The organism is Providencia sp. PROV189 (assembly GCF_028480065.1).
Classification (GTDB): domain Bacteria; phylum Pseudomonadota; class Gammaproteobacteria; order Enterobacterales; family Enterobacteriaceae; genus Providencia; species Providencia stuartii.
In genome coordinates, this window is record NZ_JAMPOG010000047.1 from 12101 (window position 1) to 32426 (window position 20326).

Below are 20326 nucleotides of genomic sequence, written 5' to 3' on the forward strand. Positions count from 1 at the left end.
ATCATTTAACGCCTTCCAGCCATTGGGTTCTTACCAGTGATAAGAATAGCCTAAACCTACATTTACACTGTCATGTTTGTAGTCAGTTTGTTGCCAACCGACACTGGTGCGTATTGTTGAGTTTTGGGTAACGTTAATATTGAGCCCTGCAACTGCGTAAGGGTTAACAGTACGCTCATCACCTTTATCGTAGGTATACGCACCGACATAAGGGATGTAACCCGTAAACGCATCACGATCACTATTGAGTTTAATATCTGTACCAATCTTACCATCTACTTGGAATACCTCATTGAGATTATGTTTGATATTCATTCCTAATTGTAGGTCGGTACGTTTGTTACCCATACGGCCATATTCTGCTGCAAATTCAGCATTTTTGGTCTCGGTATAGCTGCTACGGCTAATTTTTTTATAGGATAAAGCAACTTCAGGCATTAACCGCGTCTGAGAGGTTAATGGAAGACCATAACCAATACTTAGGCGTGCTTGATAGCCTTTGATGGTTGCATTTCCTTCCCCTGCTTCTGTATTTTTCAATGTATCACGAGTGATACGGACATCTTGATTTAGATATGAAGCGGATAAGTCTGCATATAGACCGTTGTTATTCAGGTTTTGTTGATAGCGAGTGAATAAACCAATAGCAGGGCGGCTATTGTTTCGGGTGTCATAATTATCCGCTAAGGTCGTATTATGAGCAAAATTCACTGCTGCACCGACAGTCCAATTTTCAGCAGGTAAACGTAATGCGCTATACAGACCAGTTGCAACGCGATGATTATCACTTAGGCTATCATATTGAGAGAAAAGACCAACACAGTAGCTACTGTCGCCTAATTGGCAACGGCTATTACTTAAATGATTTAAACTACTTTGATAAAAATCGAGAACTTTAAACCCTCGGTTTGCCGTGCGTGACATTGCATAGCTTGAATGAGTGGCGTCAACGGTCACGATATTCGGTTCAGTTTCTGAACCCTTGATCTTCCAAAGGGTTGCATGGATATCATCTTCATCTGTTTGAGCGGCACCAACAATAATCAAGCCATCTTCGGAAACGGCATATGCCGTTGAGGAGCCTCTATTATCAGATGCTAGGGTGCCTAAACCAACCATCCCTGTACTTTCAGACCAGCGATACGCACTAAGTTCATTGTGATCATTATAGGCTTCGCCAACAATCACAGAACCACTCCCATTCATATCAAGAGCCTCGGAGAATCCAGAATTATCGGCTTTTAATGAACCAAGGCTAACCATGCCTGTTTTTTCTGTCCAACGGAAAGTTTGTTGTTCATGGGCAAACTCACTATCTGAACTCCCAACCACAACAGAGCCGTCTTTTGAGACAAAATCAGCACTGGACTGACCACTTTTATCCGCTCTAAGTGTACCGAGGCTAATCATGCCTGTGGTTTCTGTCCATCTGAAAGCATTATTTTGGTTGTTATCGGTGTCTGAGAAGCCAACGACAACGAGTCCATTTGCAGAAGTCGCATTGGCTGCAGAGTTACCGGAACCATCAGATTTTAAGGTGCCTAACCCCTGCATTCCTGTCTTTTCTGTCCATCTAAAAGCATTCATCGCATTACTGTCAGTGCTTGAATCACCGACAATAGTAGAACCATCCGCAGAGATGCCATTAGGATCGGAACGGCCTGAATTATCGCTTTTTAGTGTCCCTAAGCTACGCATGCCCTTATCTTCAGTCCAGATAAAGGCATTTCCTAAGTGACTGCCATCATTTGTAAATATCTGGCCCGTAATAACGCTTCCGTCATCAGAAACAGCTTGTGCATAGGAGTGTGCATTTGGGGTTAAGCTTTGTATCCCCGTTTTTTCAGTCCATCGAAATGCATTACCTTGCCCATCGTCAGTCTCTGAATAACCGATGATAACTGAACCATTTTTTGATATGCCATTGGTTGATATGCTGCCACTATTATCTGATTTCAGTGTTCCTAAGCTCACCAGACCACTTTTTTCAGTCCAACGGAAAAGATTGTCTCTTTGCGTATCGCTAGCAAGATTCATAACAATGATTTTGCCATCTGCAGAAATATGCAATGCCTCAGAATAAAATCCTTTTCGGTTATCCAAATTTATTTTCTTTTCTATTTCAAGTGGTTTTTCTGCCGCATAACTTTGTGCTGCTAGTAATGAAATACCAATAGCGACAAATGTGCTGATTTTATTTTTTCTCATAATTTATTACGTAATAATAGTAGGAAGTAGAATGAGATAATGAGTTATCAAATTACTTGTTAAGTAAATGTTCTAATATTACCTCGACAATTATTAGCTCATTATAATAGAATGAAAAATAAACAAAACGTTTAATGTTGAGTTTGGGTTTAAATCAAAATAATAAGCTGAATCAGGGTGTTGAATATTGTGTTTTAGGATGTCTATGAAAGAATAGTGCTCAATATAAATATTTTTTTCTAAAGAAAAGCGTATTTTTTATATAATAGAAATGTAAATAAGAAAAATATTAAATCAGTAATAATGATACTTATCGCTTGTGACTTTGAATTTTAATCTAACAAAGTCATTTTTTTTGTTTTTAATGAGGAACAATTAATTTTAATTTGGAGATTATGAGTAATTTATATTACACCAATATTAGCGTATTGGTTAATACGCTAATTGTCCTATATAGCTATTAATACTTGCGGCAAGGTGCCGGTGCATATTGTGTATCCGCTGGGAACGGATTAGCGTCACATAATGGTAAGGTTTCGCGCACTTCAAAAAAAGCGATACCGATAACGCCAATATTTCGTTCATCGCCTTGTACGTTTTGATTCACGTAGGATGATTCAGGCGCTGCAAAACGAAATGCGGCAACTTGGTTGTTATTCTTGCGAAAACCTTCAATGGTCAGTTTTTTGCCTGGTCGAATTAAATAACCATTATTTTGGTAAGAACCTGCTTGCCCATTGAGGACATCAAGGCCGTCGACCGTTGTCACTACCTCATAAGTTTTATTTCTATCGCTATTTAGGATCCGCAATGTATAGCGCATACCCTCAGTGGCTGGCAGTTTATATTGCCCTTGGGAATTGCGGTAAATTGGCATTGGTTGCCCATACTCATTGATTACTGCGACAGAGAGAGGAAATACCTTGATATAAGGTTGGGTGTAAGCATGATTTGGTACGCGTTCACCTTGATAATAAATAGTGACAGTATCATAGGGTTGATTCGTCATGCGAGTGGCTGTCACGCCTTGGACGGAAGAGCGGATATCTTCACCCCATTGTGTACCCAATGTTTTTGCACTGGATGTAGATTGTGCTTCATATGCCACATCTGAGCGAGAGTCTACCACTTGTCGTGGATAAGAAGAGCAGCCAGTAGTGACCAACAAAGCGGCACCGAATAACGTCGCAGTAGCTTGAAAATAGGAGCTCATGACTTTAATCCTTACGTATTTTATTTTCTATGGAAGAAGCACGTAAAGTGTAAATAAGCACAAAAAATAAAGCTTGAAGGAAAGTCTGAAATAGAAATAAATAGGAATAATTCCCCTTATCTTAGTGATTGATCACTCTTCGCCAATTAAGACGAATAAGATAAGGGGATAGCGTTTAGTATTCCCAAGTTTCTGGGTCAATACCTAATTCACGCATAATCTCTTTTGCAGCCTCAGGAATTTCATCACTGCGCTCTTTACGCAAATCTTCATCATTTGGCAGCGGCTGTCCAGTGAAGGCATGCAAGAAAGCTTCACACAGTAATTCACTGTTCGTTGCATGACGCAAGTTATTGATTTGTCTACGAGTGCGCTCATCAGTTAAAATTTTCAGCACTTTTAATGGGATAGAGACTGTAATTTTTTTAACTTGCTCACTTTTTTTGCCATGCTCAGCATACGGACTGATATATTCACCGTTCCATTCAGCCATGAGTTACCTTGGTTAGTTTCATCAATAATAAAAAAATAATATGCCCGTCATCTTTCAAAGAACAAATATGAATAATCTCAGATCTCAAACCGACATATAAGTTAGTATACGCATCACATAAATTATCATAATTTCTGTTTTAAATTAATGCGTTAATTTACATTGCGCAAATTACAATCAATTTACGCATAATCATTAGGGATGATTATTCCATTACTTGATATAAACGTAAAGAGGTTTAGACGTCTAGATATATTGACGTCCAAACATCCAGTGGGTATTATTTGACTCACCGTCAATCAGGAGAAGCGTTTATGGCCCTCAAACCGTCGACTATCGCTATTCACAATGGATTAAATGAAGACTCGCAGTTTGGCTGCGTCGTGCCCCCTATTTACCTATCGAGTACTTATAATTTTACCGGCTTTAATGAGCCTCGAGTTCATGACTATTCGCGTAGAGGTAATCCTGGGCGCGATATTGTGCAAAGGACACTTGCACAACTTGAAGGCGGCAGCGGTGCGGTAATGACCAACAGCGGCATGTCGGCATTACATCTTTTATGCACTGTTTTTCTGCAACCGGGTGATCTCTTGGTAGCCCCACATGATTGTTATGGGGGGAGCTATCGTTTATTTAATAGCCAGCACCAACGGGGAGCCTATCAGGTTCAGTTTATTAATCAAAATAACCGATCAGAGCTTCTTGCGGCGTTAGCGAAAAAGCCGAAGTTAGTCTTAATTGAAACACCAAGTAACCCACTATTAAGTATTTATGATATTGAGCAGATTGCACGATTAGCGCATGATGCAGGGGCGTTTGTTGTTGTAGATAACACGTTTTTAAGCCCTGTCTTACAACAACCTATCGCGTTAGGTGCCGATTTTGTGGTGCATTCTTGTACAAAATATCTTAATGGTCATTCAGATATTATTGCGGGGGCAGTGATTGCCAAAGAGGAAAAATGGGCCATAGAATTAGCATGGTGGGCGAATAATATTGGCGTCACTGGTGGGGCATTTGATAGTTATCTGTTGTTAAGAGGAATGAGAACGCTGTCACCCAGAATTAAGCAGCAGCAGGCGAACGCCCAAGAAATCGTCAATTATCTTAAAGCCCAACCGTTGGTGAAAAAGTTATATTATCCTGGGTTAGCAGATCATATCGGCCATGATCTTGCTGTGAAACAGCAAAAAGGTTTTGGGGCGATGTTGAGTTTTGAATTTAATGGCGATGAACAACAGTTACGTCGGTTTTTGAGTACACTGTCATTATTTACACTTGCTGAGTCATTAGGTGGTGTTGAAACGCTTATTTCGCATACTGCCACCATGACACATGCAGGTATGTCGGCGGAGGCTCGGGCGGCAGCAGGGATCACAGATAGTTTATTGCGCATTTCTGTGGGCATCGAAGATAGCCAAGATCTCATTGCAGATTTAGACAATGCATTTAGGATAGCAGCACAACGTTAGTGGAGTATTTGATGAGTGTACTGACAGCAGTCGAGGCGGGGCCATGCCATCGCCAGTTACATAAGTTTGGGGGGAGTAGTTTAGCCGATGTAAAATGTTATCAGCGAGTTGCCAACATTATGGCGAATTATAGCCAATCTGGTGACTTAATGGTCGTGTCCGCCGCTGGAAGTACAACAAATCAGCTTATTAATTGGTTGAAATTGAGTCAAAGTGATCGCATTTCGGCTCATCAAGTTCAACAATATTTACGTCGCTATCAGCAAGAATTGATCCATGGGCTATTGCCTGAAGAAAAAGCAGAACAATTAAATCGCCAGTTTGTTGAAGATCTCGAACGCTTAAGCGCTTTGTTAGATAAACCTATTAATGATGCTTCTTACGCTGAAGTGGTCGGTCATGGTGAAATTTGGTCTGCTCGTCTCATGTCGGCAGTATTAGAAGAGGCGGGTATGCAAAGTGCTTGGCTTGATGCACGTATGTTTTTACGTGCAGAAAGAGCGGCTCAGCCTCAGGTCGATGAATCGCAATCACGCCATTTATTACAACAGATTTTAGTGCAATATCCTCAGCATCGCCTTGTTGTTACAGGGTTTATTTCTCGTAACCATGCGGGAGAGACTGTTCTACTAGGGCGTAATGGGAGCGATTACTCTGCAACACAAGTCGGCGCATTAGCAGGGGTCGAGAAAGTCACCATTTGGAGTGATGTGGCGGGGGTTTACAGTGCGGATCCTCGTAAAATCAAAGACGCATGTTTACTGCCATTGTTGCGGCTGGATGAGGCAAGTGAGTTGGCTCGTCTTGCTGCGCCGGTGCTGCACACTCGCACGTTGCAACCCGTTTCCGTCAGTAATATCGATCTACAGTTAAGATGTAGCTATCAGCCTGAGCAGGGTTCGACAAAGATTGAGCGTGTTTTGGCTTCAGGAACAGGTGCTAAAATAGTCACTAGCCATGATGATGTTTGCCTAATTGAGTTGAGGCTGGCACAGGGGCGCGATTTTAATCAGATATATAAAGATATCGACTTATTATTAAAACGTACTCAGTTACGGCCACTGGCGCATGGCATCCACTCAGATAGGAACTTATTACAATTCTGCTATACCTCAGAAGTGGTTGAAAGTGCACTGAATGTTTTAGAAGAAGCTGGGTTACCGGGCACCTTATCACTTCGTGAAGGTTTTTCATTAGTTGCATTGGTGGGGGCTGGGGTGTGCAAGAACCCACTGCATAGCCATCGTTTCTATGAGGAGTTAAAAGATCAACCTGTCGAGTTTGTTTGGCACTCAGAAGAGGGGATCAGCCTCGTCGCAGTATTGCGTTCAAACCAGACCGACCCTTTAATTCAAGGTATGCACCAAAGCCTCTTCCGTGCTGAAAAACGCATTGGCTTAGTCTTGTTTGGGAAGGGCAATATTGGTGCGCGTTGGTTGGAGCTTTTTGCTGCCGAGCAACCAAATATCTCGGCACGCAGTGATTTTGATTTTGTCCTAGCAGGGGTAGTCGATAGCCGCCGTAGTTTACTGAATTATCAAGGCATTGATCCAAGCCGAGCACTCGCTTTCTTTGATGATGAAGCTGTCGAGCATGAAGATGATAATCTATTTTTATGGATGCGCGCCCATCCATATGATGATCTAGTCGTGCTTGATGTGACCGCGAGCGAATCTCTTGCTGAAAGCTATGTGGATTTTGCCAGCTATGGGTTCCATGTCATCAGTGCGAACAAAATTGCGGGAGCCGCACAAACCCAACAATATCGTCAAATACGTGATGCTTTTACGAAAACTGGCCGCCATTGGTTATATAACGCGACAGTTGGGGCTGGGTTACCCATTAACTATACAGTACGTGACCTGAAAGAGAGTGGTGATGCCATCTTAGCGATAAGTGGTATTTTCTCAGGGACGTTATCGTGGCTGTTTTTACAATTCGATGGCTCAGTGCCGTTTAGTGAATTAGTGGAACAAGCATGGCAGCAAGGTTTGACGGAGCCAGATCCCCGCATTGACCTTTCAGGGCAAGATGTGATGCGTAAATTGATCATCTTAGCGCGTGAAGCAGGTTATGAAATTGAGCCGAGTGATGTGCGTGTTGAATCATTAGTACCTGCCCAAGCAGAGTCTGGCTCTTTGGATGAGTTCTTTGAAAATAGTGCAGTTATCAATGAGCAGATGCAGCAACGTTTAGAAGCGGCTCAAGAAATGGGAATGGTGTTGCGTTATGTTGCACGGTTTGATGCGGTAAAAGGGCGTGCTCGGGTTGGTGTAGAGGCAGTTAAGCCTGATCATCCACTGTCATCGCTGCTGCCGGGTGATAATGTGTTTGCTATTGAAAGTCGTTGGTATCGTGATAATCCATTAGTCATACGGGGGCCCGGCGCCGGTCGTGATGTTACCGCGGGGGCGATCCAATCCGACCTTAATCGCCTTTCACAACTACTTTAATTTCGTTTAAAGATAGGCATCGGCGACGGTGCCTATCTACCGCTTAATTTTTTCCTCTTTATTTTTTGCCTTTTTGTTCTGATGATTTAAATCTTAAGCAAGATTCATGTCTTAAAAGTGCTGAATCGACAATATATTGCGCTAAAACAAGACTTAAATAAGAAAAACTAATAAGAATGAGGGTGTAATTAAATTTCAGAAAAATCCCCCAAAGCGCTTTTTTTCTGATATCTATATAGAGGCAAGGGTAAAATTTGGCGACTGCATCACAAAACAATAATTCTATCGCAGTTGGTTGAAATTTAATTACAGGAAATTAGGTCGCAGTTTGTTAACCGTCAGCAAACTTAGGTCGGGGTAGCATTCTGCCAAAAGCACAAGGTCAGGAGTCTCATGAATCAGCAATATTCCGCAATGCGCAGTAATGTCAGTATGCTGGGTAAGCTACTTGGCGACACAATCAAGGAAGCATTAGGTGAGGATATCCTCGATAAAGTCGAATCAATTCGTAAGTTGTCAAAATCATCGCGTGCAGGCAATGAAGTACAACGCCAAAAGCTGTTGATGACACTGCAAAACCTATCTAATGATGAACTATTACCGGTTGCAAGAGCATTTAACCAATTTTTGAACCTGACAAACGTTGCCGAACAATATCATAGCATTTCGCCACATGGTGAAGCAGCGAGTAACCCTGTGGCACTTAAAAAGCTGTTTAGTCGTTTAAAAGAGAAAAACTTTACCGATAGTGATCTTCGTCAAGCGGTTAACCAACTGTCGATCGAATTGGTGCTAACGGCCCATCCTACTGAAATCGCACGCCGCACCTTGATCCATAAATTGGTTGAAGTGAATACCTGCTTATCACAACTCGATCATGATGATCTGGCTGATTACGAACGCAACAATATCATGCGTCGTTTACGCCAGTTGGTCGCTCAGTCGTGGCACACTGACGAAATCCGTAAAATACGTCCAACGCCAATTGATGAAGCCAAATGGGGTTTCGCCGTAGTTGAAAACTCACTTTGGGAAGCGGTTCCGGCTTTCCTACGTGAATTTAATGAGCAATTAGAAGACTCAATTGGTGCTGAACTGCCCGTCGAAGCAAACCCAATTCGTTTTACTTCTTGGATGGGAGGAGACCGCGACGGTAACCCGAATGTGACTGCGGAAGTGACTCGCCATGTATTACTACTTAGCCGTTGGAAAGCCGCAGATCTCTTTTTAAAAGATATCCAAGTGTTGGTTTCTGAACTGTCCATGACCGAAGCGACACCTGAGTTACGGGCGCTCGCTGGGGGAGATGAGGTAGATGAACCTTACCGGCAAATTGCAAAAAATTTGCGTAGCCAACTCTTTTCCACATTAGAGTATTTAGAACGCAAGGTAAAAGGCGAACAAGCACTACCACCAGCCGATTTACTGACCGACAATGCCCAATTGTGGGATCCACTATATGCCTGTTATCAATCGTTAATGGCCTGTGGTATGAGCATTATTGCTAATGGGCAGTTACTCGATACGTTACGTCGTATACGGAGTTTTGGCTTGCAACTCGTTCGCATTGACGTTCGCCAAGAAAGTACTCGCCATACAGAAGCGCTTGCTGAATTAACGCAATATCTTGGGTTAGGGGATTATGCAGCTTGGAGTGAAGAGGAAAAACAAGCCTTTTTACTGTCTGAATTACAATCTCGTCGGCCGTTGATCCCTCGTCATTGGCAACCAAGCCCTGAAACGGCAGAAGTATTTGAAACTTGCCGCGTGATCGCAGAATCGAAAAATGACTCCATCGCAGCTTACGTCATTTCGATGGCGAAAGTTCCTTCCGATGTTCTGGCCGTTAAATTGCTCCTCAAAGAGGCGGGGGCATCCGTTCGCCTGCCTGTCGCACCTCTGTTTGAAACACTTGAAGATTTGAATAATGCTGAAAGTGTTATGCAAAAACTCTTGAGCATTGAGTGGTATCGTGAGCTGATTGATGACCGCCAAATGGTCATGATTGGCTACTCTGATTCGGCAAAAGATGCTGGGGTGATGGCGGCATCATGGGCGCAATATCGTGCACAAGATGCGCTGATTAAGTTGTGCGACAAAGAAGGGGTCACTTTAACCTTGTTCCATGGACGTGGAGGCACTATTGGCCGTGGTGGTGCGCCCGCTCATTCAGCACTCTTGTCACAACCGCCGGGCAGCCTGAAAGGGGGATTACGAGTGACTGAACAAGGTGAAATGATCCGCTTTAAGTTTGGTCTACCACAAGTGGCGATTAGCAGCCTTGCGCTGTATGCAAGCGCGATTTTAGAAGCTAATTTACTGCCGCCACCGGAGCCAAAACAAGAGTGGAAATCAGTGATGGATACCCTCTCTGACGTTTCTTGTGCGATGTACCGTGATTATGTTCGTGAGCAGCCTGATTTTGTACCTTACTTCCGCGCTGCAACACCAGAGCTAGAATTAGGCAAGTTGCCGTTGGGGTCTCGTCCGGCAAAACGCCGTCCAACGGGGGGCGTTGAGACATTACGTGCGATCCCATGGATTTTTGCATGGACACAAAATCGCCTCATGTTGCCTGCTTGGTTAGGGGCGGGAGCAGCGTTAAAATATGTGATTGAGAAAGAAGGCAAACAAGCCATATTAGATGAAATGTGGCAACAATGGCCGTTCTTTAATACCCGTATCGCCATGCTGGAAATGGTTTATGCGAAGGCTGACTTGTGGCTGGCTGAATATTATGATCACCGTTTAGTGGAGGAGCGCCTTTGGCCTCTGGGTGTGAAATTACGTGAGCAGCTCTCTGAAGATATTAAGAGTGTGCTGGCGGTGTCCAAAGATGAAGCCTTAATGGCAGACTTACCTTGGATTGCGGAGTCAATTGCTTTACGTAATGTTTATACGGACCCGTTAAACGTTTTACAGGCCGAGCTACTACACCGTTCTCGCCAGCAAGAGCATCCGGATCCTCGCGTTGAGCAAGCGTTGATGGTGACGATTGCAGGCGTTGCAGCGGGGATGCGTAATACCGGCTAGAAGATAATATTTTGGCCAGATCAATGCGCTGGTTTGGCCGATAAAATGTGCAATATCACATCACGTACGACAACAGTAAGAAGGCTGCCAAGTTGAAATGGGGCCTTCTTTTTTATTTATCTATTGACGAATAATTGACAGCGTCCGACACATTTTTCTGTATTTCGTTTTACCGCGTGATATCGCTTATCTTATTTAAATCGACGGCAAGAATTTTATCAATATTTATGTTAAGTTGCTAAAATAGGGATTAGTTCTGTACTAAATAGAGCTAGCTCGCTCATATATCAAACTATTCACTTTCTATCGATGAATTAATGGAATGATGAATGTAGGTCAGATTCAATTTATTTCTGTTGTGCTCAACAATGGATATACGAAGGATAGAGTGTCATCACAATGCGTAAACTGATTATCTCCATTTTAGCTCTTATCATTATTATTTCGGTCATTGTCGTTACCAACTACAATAGTATTCAGCAAAATGATGAGGTTGTTGACGCTGCCGCATCCGAAGTGATTAACCAATATCAACGTCGTGCTGATCTTATTCCGAATTTAGTCAATACGGTAAAAGGTTACTCTGGTTATGAAAATAAAGTTCTCATGGAAGTTGTGAAATTAAGGACGGAAGTGGGGCAAATTAAAGTGGATGCAAGTGCATTATCAGATCCGGCTATTTTAGCGGAGTATCAAAAAGCACAAGCACAATTAGGGCAATCATTATCCCGTTTATTAGCCATATCGGAAAGTTATCCTGATCTTAAAGCCAGCCCATTATATCAAGATTTAATGACGCAACTGGAAGGCGCTGAAAATCGTATTACCGTTGCAAGGGGTCGTTATATTGAAGCCGTTCGTCAATACAATACACAAATCAGAAAGTTTCCTAGCAACTTGATTGCAAGTTATTTTGGGTATTCTGCAAAAGCGAATTTTAAAGCAGATAACGAACAGGCGATAAAAACAGTACCTACGGTGGATTTTAATTGAAATATCGGCATGTGATCTGGCTATTATTGTTCTGTGTATTTAGCAGTGGAAGCTGGGCTACGCAGCGAATTCAACTCCCTGCATTAGGTAGTGATAGGGTGCTCGACCGTGCAGGCCTATTAAGTGAGTCGCAATACCACACTTTAAATAGCCAGTTATTAAATTTTGAAAAGCAGCGTGGTGATGGCACACAATTTGTTGTTTATATTGTTCCAACTACAGGCAATGAAACAATAGAGCAATTTTCATTACGCGCGTTTAATCGTTGGGGGTTAGGCCAAAAAGGCAAAAATAATGGTGTATTGCTGGTTGTATCGATAGACGATCGCAATATGCGCTTTGAAGTTGGGTATGGTTATGAAGGGGTCATGACCGATGCGATTGCTGGGCGTATCATTCGTCAAAGTATGATACCTGATTTTAAAGACAACCAGTATTACGCTGGGATCCAAAATGGCGTATCTCGTGCGATTAATGTGATGAATGAGGCACCAGACTATCAAATGGGGGAAGTGCATAATGGAATTGTGCTACCAAAGAGTGTAGAACATTATAAGCTTTTCTATTTTATATCATTTATCGCAGCTTATTTTACGATGTTATTTTATGGTACTAAAAAGCGTCGGCTATATCTTGAAAAAGAAATTTATAGCATAGAGTATGCGAGTAAATCCAAACGGGCAAAGAAACAGAAACAGTTAGCCAAGCTGAAAAAGTATTATCAATATAAATACTACTTTCCTTCGTTATTTAGTACCTTGTTGATGACGATACTCTATTATTTAGCACTCATGTTATTGGCGATATGGCTAGAAGGAGATTTTAGCCCTATTTTATTCCTGTTTGTGGCGCTATTTTTTGTGGTAGGGAGCATGTTTGCTACTCCAATACTGTTTCTTGTGATCCATACCATTTCGCCTACTTACCGACAACAACGACGGGAATGGCATGATATTTGCCGTTACTATTATTTACCCTCTTCTTCTTTTAGCTCATCAGACTTTTCGAGTTCATCGAGTTCATCGAGTTCATCAAGTGATAGTTCCAGCGGAGGTGGTGGTGGATCCAGTGGCGGTGGCGGTGCGTCAGGGAGTTGGTAATAAAACAAGATGTATGAAGGTCGCAAAGTGCGGCCTTCATACTATTTGGAGATAGAGGCTATGGCCTTACACCAAGCGTGTGGCAAATCGCATATGTGAGTTCAGAACGGTTTAAGGTGTAAAAGTGAAAATCTTTCACCCCTTCACGGCTTAAAATTTTCACCATATCCATGGCGATTGAAGCACCCACCAAATTACGGCTTTCAGGGTCATTATCAAGGCCTTCGTACATTCTACTCATCCATGATGGAATTCGTACATTGGTTAGTTTGGCAAACCGCTCAAGTTGGCGAAAATTTGAAACAGGTAAAATACCGGGGACAATTTCAACATCAATACCTGTTGCGACGCAGCGGTCACGAAAACGCAAATAACTTTCTACATCAAAGAAAAATTGCGTAATCGCACGGTTGGCTCCTGCATCAATTTTCTTTTTCAAACTAATTAAGTCAGCCTGTGCACTTTTGGCCTCAGGGTGCACTTCGGGATAAGCCGCTACGGAGATATCAAAATCTGCCTCTGCTTTGAGCAGCTCAACGAGATCGGCTGCATACATATCTGGCTTACGGCTGTTATCGGGAAGATCACCGCGTAATGCAACAATTTGGCGGATACCGCTGTTCCAATAATCACGTGCAATTTCTCTGAGTTCATCGCGTGTTGCATCGATACAGGTTAAATGAGGCGCAGCGATTAACCCTGTTTTTTCTTTGATATCTTTAATAATGCTATGGGTTCTATCACGCTCACCTGAGTTTGCGCCATAAGTAACAGAGACAAATTTTGGTTTGAGGTTTTTCAACCTATCAATAGATTTCCAAAGGGTCTGTTCCATCTCTTCAGTGCGCGGCGGAAAAAATTCAAAAGAGACATTAATTTGTCCATCTAATTCAGCTAAATTTTGATTTAGCGCTTCGCGCTGATTTGCGTGAAAGAAACTCATACCCTGACCTCATGACTTTGTATATAGCGAAACCATTATGGTATCGATAGTTTATTATATCCATTTAAGTGTCTATACGTTTAGACGTCTAAACAAAGATTACCGGATATTCATGCAGAGTCAACACTTAAATGAAATAGTGTTGTGAGGGTTTTTCAGTCGTAACTGGAAAAAAATTCATGTTAACAAATGGCGCAATAACCCGAAGTTATTGCGCGCAACACATTTTTATTCAGTCAGGCAGAAATGTTCGATCAGTTGGCTGAGCAGTTGGCGAGTCGGTTCAATAAATTTCATATCGATAAACTCATCAGGTTGATGCGCTTGCTCAATCGAGCCAGGGCCGAGCACAAGTGTCGGACATAGCGCCTGAATAAACGGCGCTTCAGTGCAATAGTTGACCGTCTCAGCTTTCTGACCCAGTAACTGTTCAATCACAGCCACCATTTTATGATCCGTTGGGCACTCATACCCAGGAATAGGGGGATGGAGAGACTCAATTGTTAAGCGTCCTGGCCATCTTGCTTTTACAGGCTCCAACGTCTCATTTAATAGCTCATCCAAATCTTGCAAGGTCAGCCCCGGCAATGGACGAATATCCATATGTAATTCACAGCATCCACAAATACGGTTAGCCGCATCACCCCCATGAATATGACCAAAATTCATCGTCGGGTAAGGGATCACAAAAGCAGGATTGTTATAACGCTCTTTCAATGTATTACGTAGCGTCATCAGATGTGAAATAGACTCATGCATTAATTCGATAGCATTCACGCCTCTTTCTGGGTCGCTTGAATGACCTGATTGCCCCGTAATACGGATGGCATTCGAAATATGCCCTTTGTGCGCACGTATCGGTTGTAATGAGGTCGGCTCCCCAATAATGGCAAAATTAGGACGAAGTTGTGTACTGGCTGCAAAGTAACGCGCGCCTGCCATTGAGGTTTCTTCATCTGCGGTTGCAAGTATATGCAATGGGCGAGTTAATTTACGGGTATCAATGTCACGTAAGGCATCGACAATGAAAGCGAAAAAACCTTTCATGTCGGCAGTGCCGAGACCGTATAACTTGCCGTCATGCTCTGATAGCGCAAAAGGGTTTTTACTCCAACGCCCTTCATCAAAAGGAACTGTATCGGTATGCCCACACAGCATTAGGCCGCCATTTCCTTCCCCTATTGAGGCAAGTAGGTTGTATTTATCACGGGTATCCGGTACAGGTTGAATATTGACCGTAAATCCGAGGGTTTCCAGCCATCCACCCAGTAATTCTACTAAGGCTTTATTACTCTGATCGAGTTGCGCATCAGTAGCACTGATAGAAGGAGTGGCAATTAATTGGCGATAAATCTCAATAAATGCAGGTAATTTAATATTCACTGTTGACAGCCTTTATCCATAATAGTATCAATATTCATGCACTTTATTTGAATAAAAATACACATTAAACTGTTTGGGTCACGAGCACAAGGTAGAAATCTATGTTGAACACACTCATTATCGGGGCCAGTGGTTATACTGGAGCGGAATTGGCAGCCTATCTGCAGCGTCATCCTGAAATAAACCTTCAGGGATTGATGGTTTCAGCGCAAAGTGCTGATGCAGGTAAGTGCTTCTCTGAGTTGCATCCCCAGTATAAAGGCATTATCGATATGCCCGTGTTGCCATTAACCGATGTTGCAGCCGCGGCACAAGGTATTGATGTTGTCTTTCTTGCAACCGCTCACGAAGTTAGCCATGACATTGCGCCTCAGTTCCTAGAAGCAGGGTGTGTCGTATTTGATCTGTCTGGGGCTTATCGTGTTCAAGATGCCGCGTTCTATCCGAAATATTATGGTTTCGAACATACAAACAGTCAGTGGTTAAATCAAGCAGTTTACGGTTTAGCTGAGTGGCAAGCCGATAAAATTCGTCAAGCACAGTTAATTGCCGTGCCGGGGTGTTATCCAACGGTTTCTCAATTAGCACTAAAACCACTGATCGACGCCAAGTTACTCGATGACCATATGTGGCCAGTGATTAATGCGACGAGTGGTGTTTCTGGGGCAGGTCGTAAGGCGTCAATGACCAACAGTTTTTGTGAAGTGAGTTTACAACCCTATGGCATCTTCACGCATCGCCATCAACCCGAAATTGCAACCCATTTAGGTCGTGAAGTTATTTTTACTCCGCACTTGGGGAATTTTTCACGCGGTATTTTGGCCACCATTACCTGCAAAGTGAATCGCGGAGTGACAGACGAACAAATTCGTCAAGTATTCAAAGATGCTTATCAAAATAAGCCATTAGTCCGTTTGTATGAAAAAGGTGTTCCTGCCCTGAAATCAGTGGTAGGCACACCGTTTTGTGATATCGGCTTTGTGTTAAAAGGTGAGCACCTGATCTTAGTCGGAACAGAAGATAACCTATTAAAAGGGGCTGCCGCGCAAGCTGTGCAGTGCATGAATATTCGTTTCGGTTTCAATGAAACGCAATCACTATTTTAGTGCCAACGAACTTATTTAAGGATAAACCCCATGCAACCATTAGTGATTAAATTGGGCGGTGTATTACTCGATAGCGAAGAAGCGCTTGAAAGATTGTTTAATGCATTACAAACCTATCGTCAATCTCATCAACGACCTTTAGTGATCGTGCATGGTGGTGGTTGCTTGGTGGATGAGCTAATGCAAAAGCTGCAACTACCGGTGGTTAAAAAGCAAGGATTGCGTGTGACGCCTGCTGATCAGATAGACATTATCACAGGCGCGTTGGCTGGCACCGCCAATAAAACATTGTTGGCGTGGGCAACGAAATATCAGTTACAAGCAGTCGGGTTATCTTTGGGGGATGGGCAAAGTGCTGTTGTCACTCAATTAAATGACGAACTTGGGCATGTCGGCGATGCAAAACCGGGTGACGCTAAATTATTACAACTTTTACTCGGTGCAGGCTATTTACCAATCATTAGTTCCATCGGCGTGACCGAAGAAGGGTTATTGATGAATGTTAATGCCGACCAAGCCGCAACAGCCATCGCACAAGCGTTAAATGCGGATCTCGTATTGCTATCAGATGTCAGTGGCATCCTTGATGGCAAGGGTCAAAAAATTAATGAAATGACAACGGAAAAAGCACAGAAGTTAATTGAACAAGGCATTATCACGGACGGCATGATCGTAAAAGTTAATGCCGCATTAGAGGCAGCCAAAACATTGCAACGTCCTGTCGATATCGCCAGTTGGCGTCATGCAGAGCAACTACCAGCTCTATTTAACGGTACTGCTATTGGCACACGGATTTTAGCATCCTAAAGCGGATGCGTTTGGTTGGCGCGACCACCAAGAATGAATGAAAACTTTTTAATTGAGCGGAATCGGGATAGGTAAGTTATGAAAAAGGGCATTAAAAAAATTGTATTAGCATATTCAGGTGGTCTAGATACATCGGCAATTATTCCATGGTTAAAAGAAAACTATGATGATTGCGAAGTGGTTGCTTTCGTTGCCGATGTAGGACAAGACAGAGAAGATCTCGTTGGTGTTGAGCAAAAAGCATTGCAATCAGGTGCATCGGAATGCCATGTGGTCGATCTACGTGAAGAGTTTGTCAAAGAGTATATCTACCCAGTATTGAAAACTGGCGCGCTCTATGAGGGAAGCTACCTGTTAGGGACTTCAATGGCACGTCCTATTATTGCTAAGGCACAGGTTGAACTGGCTCTGAAAGTTGGTGCCGACGCGGTAGCGCATGGCGCAACAGGTAAAGGAAATGACCAAGTGCGTTTTGAAAGCACTTATAGCGCACTTGCGCCACAGCTAAAAGTTGTTGCGCCATGGCGTGAGTGGGATTTGCGTTCGCGTGAAGCCCTATTGGATTACCTGAAAGAGCGTCATATTCCAACGACAGCCAGTTTAGAAAAAATTTATAGTCGTGATGAAAACGCATGGCATATTTCTACCGAAGGCGGCGTATTAGAAAGCACATGGAATGCGGCAAACCAAGATTGCTGGGTCTGGACGGTCGATCCGAAAGATGCACCAGATGAAGCAGAGCTAGTGACTGTCGGTGTGAAACAAGGGGAAGTGGTTTCTGTTAACGGCCAAACATTATCTCCGCTGGGATGTCTTGAAGCTTTAAACGTCCTCGGTGCTAAACATGGCGTCGGCCGTATTGATATTGTTGAAAACCGTTTAGTTGGTATGAAGTCTCGTGGCTGTTACGAAACCCCAGGAGGCACCATCATGATGGCTGCTTTACGTGGCATTGAGCAACTCGTTCTCGATCGCGACAGCTTTAAATGGCGTGAGCAACTAGGCTTAGAAATGTCCTACGTGGTTTATGATGGTCGTTGGTTTGCGCCTTTGCGTCATTCACTGCAAGCAGCAGCAGAATCTTTAGCGCAAGACGTTACTGGTGAAGTGGTTCTGAAATTGTATAAAGGCCAAGTAACTGCTATCCAGAAAAAAGCAGATAACAGCTTATATTCTGAGGAGTTCGCAACATTTGGTGAAGATGAAGTTTATGATCACAGCCATGCTGGTGGCTTTATCCGTTTGTACTCTCTTTCGTCGCGTATTCGTGCGCTAAAAGGGCAGAACAAAGCGAAATAGTTTTATTGATGTACACTTCCCGACAGCCATTTGCTGTCGGGTATCACATTTATTTTATCAATCAGATAGGGATCAGTTATGGCACTTTGGGGTGGACGTTTTAGTCAAGAAGCCGATCAGCGGTTTAAACAATTTAATGATTCATTGCGTTTCGATTATCGCTTAGCGCAGCAAGACATTATTGGTTCGGTTGCATGGTCAAAAGCGTTGGTCACTGTTGGGGTGCTATCAGAGGCAGAGCAGCAATCTCTTGAGCAAGCGCTAAATGCCTTATTAAAAGAGGTGCAAGATGATCCTGAGCGCATTTTACAGAGCGATGCCGAGGATATTCATAGCTGGGTTGAAGGTAAACTGATTGATAAAGTAGGTGATTTAGGTAAAAAACTGCACACTGGACGTAGTCGTAACGACCAAGTTGCCACCGATTTAAAATTATGGTGTAAAGATCAAGTCGCGCTATTGTTAGAAGCTGTGGTGGAACTGCAAAAAGCGTTAGTGATCACCGCGGAAAATAACCAAGATGCGGTCATGCCCGGTTATACCCACTTGCAACGTGCACAACCAGTGACTTTTGCTCATTGGTGTTTAGCGTATAGTGAAATGTTAGCGCGTGATGAAAGTCGTCTAAAAGATACATTAAAACGTTTAGATGTTAGTCCGCTAGGTTGTGGGGCTTTAGCGGGAACTGCTTATGATATCGACCGTGAGCAACTGGCATCATGGCTAGGTTTCTCATCGGCAACGCGTAATAGCCTTGATACAGTTTCAGATAGGGATCATGTTCTCGAATTATTATCCGATGCAAGTATTGGTATGGTGCATTTATCCCGTTTTGCAGAGGATCTTATTTTCTTTAACAGTGGTGAAGCGGGGTTTGTTGAACTTTCAGATAAAGTCACTTCAGGCTCTTCATTAATGCCACAAAAGAAAAATCCTGATGCACTTGAGTTGATCCGTGGTAAGTGTGGTCGTGTACAAGGGGCATTAACAGGAATGATGATGACCTTAAAAGGATTACCGCTAGCCTACAATAAAGATATGCAAGAGGACAAAGAAGGGTTGTTCGACGCTCTTGATACTTGGTTAGACTGTCTCCATATGGCGGCTCTGGTGCTTGATGGTATTCAAATTCGTCGAAATCGTTGTGAAGAAGCCGCAAAACAAGGCTATGCCAATGCTACTGAGCTGGCGGATTACCTTGTTGCTAAAGGCGTTCCTTTCCGTGAAGCTCACCATATTGTCGGCGAGGCGGTGGTTGCTGCGATTAGCCAAGGGAAAGCATTGGAAGAGATGGCATTAAGTGATTTGCAAAAATTCAGTGATACTATCCAACTCGATGTGTATCAGATCCTCTCATTGCAATCTTGTCTAGATAAGCGTTTAGCAAAAGGCGGAGTTTCAAAGGAACAAGTCGCTAAGGCAATTACGGAGGCTAAAGCACGTTTAGGGGTTTAACTCATTGAATTTGCAAGATAGTGTTTAAAGTGGGATAAAATGGCGGGGTAGGTAACTACCCCGTACATGCGATTAAAAGTTTAATACTTAAATATAGTTAATTGTTAAAAGGCCTAACAGTATCCTTTCGCCAATCCCGTTATAAATATAAGCTCCTAGACCATCGTTAATTATTTCCCAATTTTTAGAATCTCATTGTTCCTTAAGATCTCATCTTTCTTGGGTCATATTTGCTTTGTCATTTAAGCAATTAAATATTAACTATCTATTTCAAGAGCCATTCGTACAGGATAGAGCCTGTCAGAACAGTCACTCTAATGTATGCTTATTTTATTGAACCTGTATCAGCAACGCTGAATGCAGGG

The 20326-nt window shown here is 42.9% G+C and carries 14 protein-coding genes; 9 read left to right on the top strand and 5 right to left on the bottom strand.

Annotated elements, in window-relative coordinates; genetic code table 11:
- Positions 1-30: 30 nt before the first annotated feature.
- The 3 genes from PR833_RS18710 to metJ form a co-directional block, all read right to left on the bottom strand.
- Positions 31-2208, bottom strand: a complete 2178-nt coding sequence (locus PR833_RS18710; protein WP_272526416.1) for an autotransporter domain-containing protein — start codon at positions 2206-2208, stop codon at positions 31-33.
- 460 nt (positions 2209-2668) lie between these two features.
- Positions 2669-3421, bottom strand: a complete 753-nt coding sequence (locus PR833_RS18715) for a hypothetical protein (RefSeq protein ID WP_004924598.1) — start codon at positions 3419-3421, stop codon at positions 2669-2671.
- A 175-nt stretch (positions 3422-3596) separates the two neighbouring features.
- A complete protein-coding gene (gene metJ, locus PR833_RS18720; protein ID WP_004924597.1) occupies positions 3597-3914 on the bottom strand; it encodes a met regulon transcriptional regulator MetJ in 318 nt (105 codons plus the stop codon).
- Positions 3915-4228: 314 nt separating this feature from the next.
- Here metJ and metB point away from each other — a divergent pair, with 314 nt between their 5' ends.
- From metB to PR833_RS18745, 5 genes are all read left to right on the top strand, one after another.
- The gene (gene metB, locus PR833_RS18725; protein ID WP_014657255.1) at positions 4229-5389 is read left to right on the top strand and encodes a cystathionine gamma-synthase; all 1161 of its coding nucleotides are present in this window, start codon (positions 4229-4231) and stop codon (positions 5387-5389) included.
- 11 nt (positions 5390-5400) lie between these two features.
- On the top strand, positions 5401-7842 hold the full coding sequence (locus PR833_RS18730; RefSeq protein WP_042117148.1) for a bifunctional aspartate kinase/homoserine dehydrogenase II: 2442 nt from the start codon (positions 5401-5403) through the stop codon (positions 7840-7842).
- 393 nt (positions 7843-8235) lie between these two features.
- Positions 8236-10875: a phosphoenolpyruvate carboxylase gene (ppc, locus tag PR833_RS18735; RefSeq protein ID WP_004924587.1), complete on the top strand. Its 2640-nt coding sequence runs from the start codon at positions 8236-8238 to the stop codon at positions 10873-10875.
- Positions 10876-11274: 399 nt separating this feature from the next.
- The gene (locus tag PR833_RS18740; protein WP_004924584.1) at positions 11275-11868 is read left to right on the top strand and encodes a LemA family protein; all 594 of its coding nucleotides are present in this window, start codon (positions 11275-11277) and stop codon (positions 11866-11868) included.
- Positions 11865-12968: a TPM domain-containing protein gene (locus PR833_RS18745; protein WP_014657258.1), complete on the top strand. Its 1104-nt coding sequence runs from the start codon at positions 11865-11867 to the stop codon at positions 12966-12968. Before PR833_RS18740 ends, PR833_RS18745 begins: the two co-directional genes overlap by 4 nt.
- Positions 12969-13026: 58 nt before the next feature.
- Here the strand turns inward: PR833_RS18745 and metF are convergent, their stop codons facing one another.
- Together metF and argE are read right to left on the bottom strand one after the other, a co-directional pair.
- Positions 13027-13911: a methylenetetrahydrofolate reductase gene (gene metF, locus PR833_RS18750; RefSeq protein WP_004924579.1), complete on the bottom strand. Its 885-nt coding sequence runs from the start codon at positions 13909-13911 to the stop codon at positions 13027-13029.
- A gap of 228 nt (positions 13912-14139) precedes the next feature.
- Positions 14140-15294: an acetylornithine deacetylase gene (argE, locus tag PR833_RS18755; protein ID WP_040132560.1), complete on the bottom strand. Its 1155-nt coding sequence runs from the start codon at positions 15292-15294 to the stop codon at positions 14140-14142.
- Positions 15295-15395: 101 nt separating this feature from the next.
- Between argE and argC the strand changes: the two genes are divergently transcribed.
- The 4 genes from argC (at position 15396) to argH (ending at position 19961) form a co-directional block, all read left to right on the top strand.
- Positions 15396-16400: an N-acetyl-gamma-glutamyl-phosphate reductase gene (gene argC / locus PR833_RS18760; protein ID WP_102781204.1), complete on the top strand. Its 1005-nt coding sequence runs from the start codon at positions 15396-15398 to the stop codon at positions 16398-16400.
- A gap of 30 nt (positions 16401-16430) precedes the next feature.
- Entirely contained in the window at positions 16431-17207 is a 777-nt protein-coding gene (gene argB / locus PR833_RS18765) for an acetylglutamate kinase (protein WP_004924569.1), read from the top strand.
- A gap of 78 nt (positions 17208-17285) precedes the next feature.
- Positions 17286-18506 (top strand): argininosuccinate synthase, encoded by a 1221-nt coding sequence (locus PR833_RS18770; RefSeq protein ID WP_004924564.1) that lies wholly within the window; start codon positions 17286-17288, stop codon positions 18504-18506.
- 78 nt (positions 18507-18584) lie between these two features.
- Positions 18585-19961 carry an argininosuccinate lyase gene (gene argH / locus PR833_RS18775; protein ID WP_004924562.1) on the top strand — a complete coding sequence of 459 codons (1377 nt, stop codon included), beginning with the start codon at positions 18585-18587 and terminating at the stop codon, positions 19959-19961.
- The last annotated feature ends 365 nt before the right edge of the window (positions 19962-20326 follow it).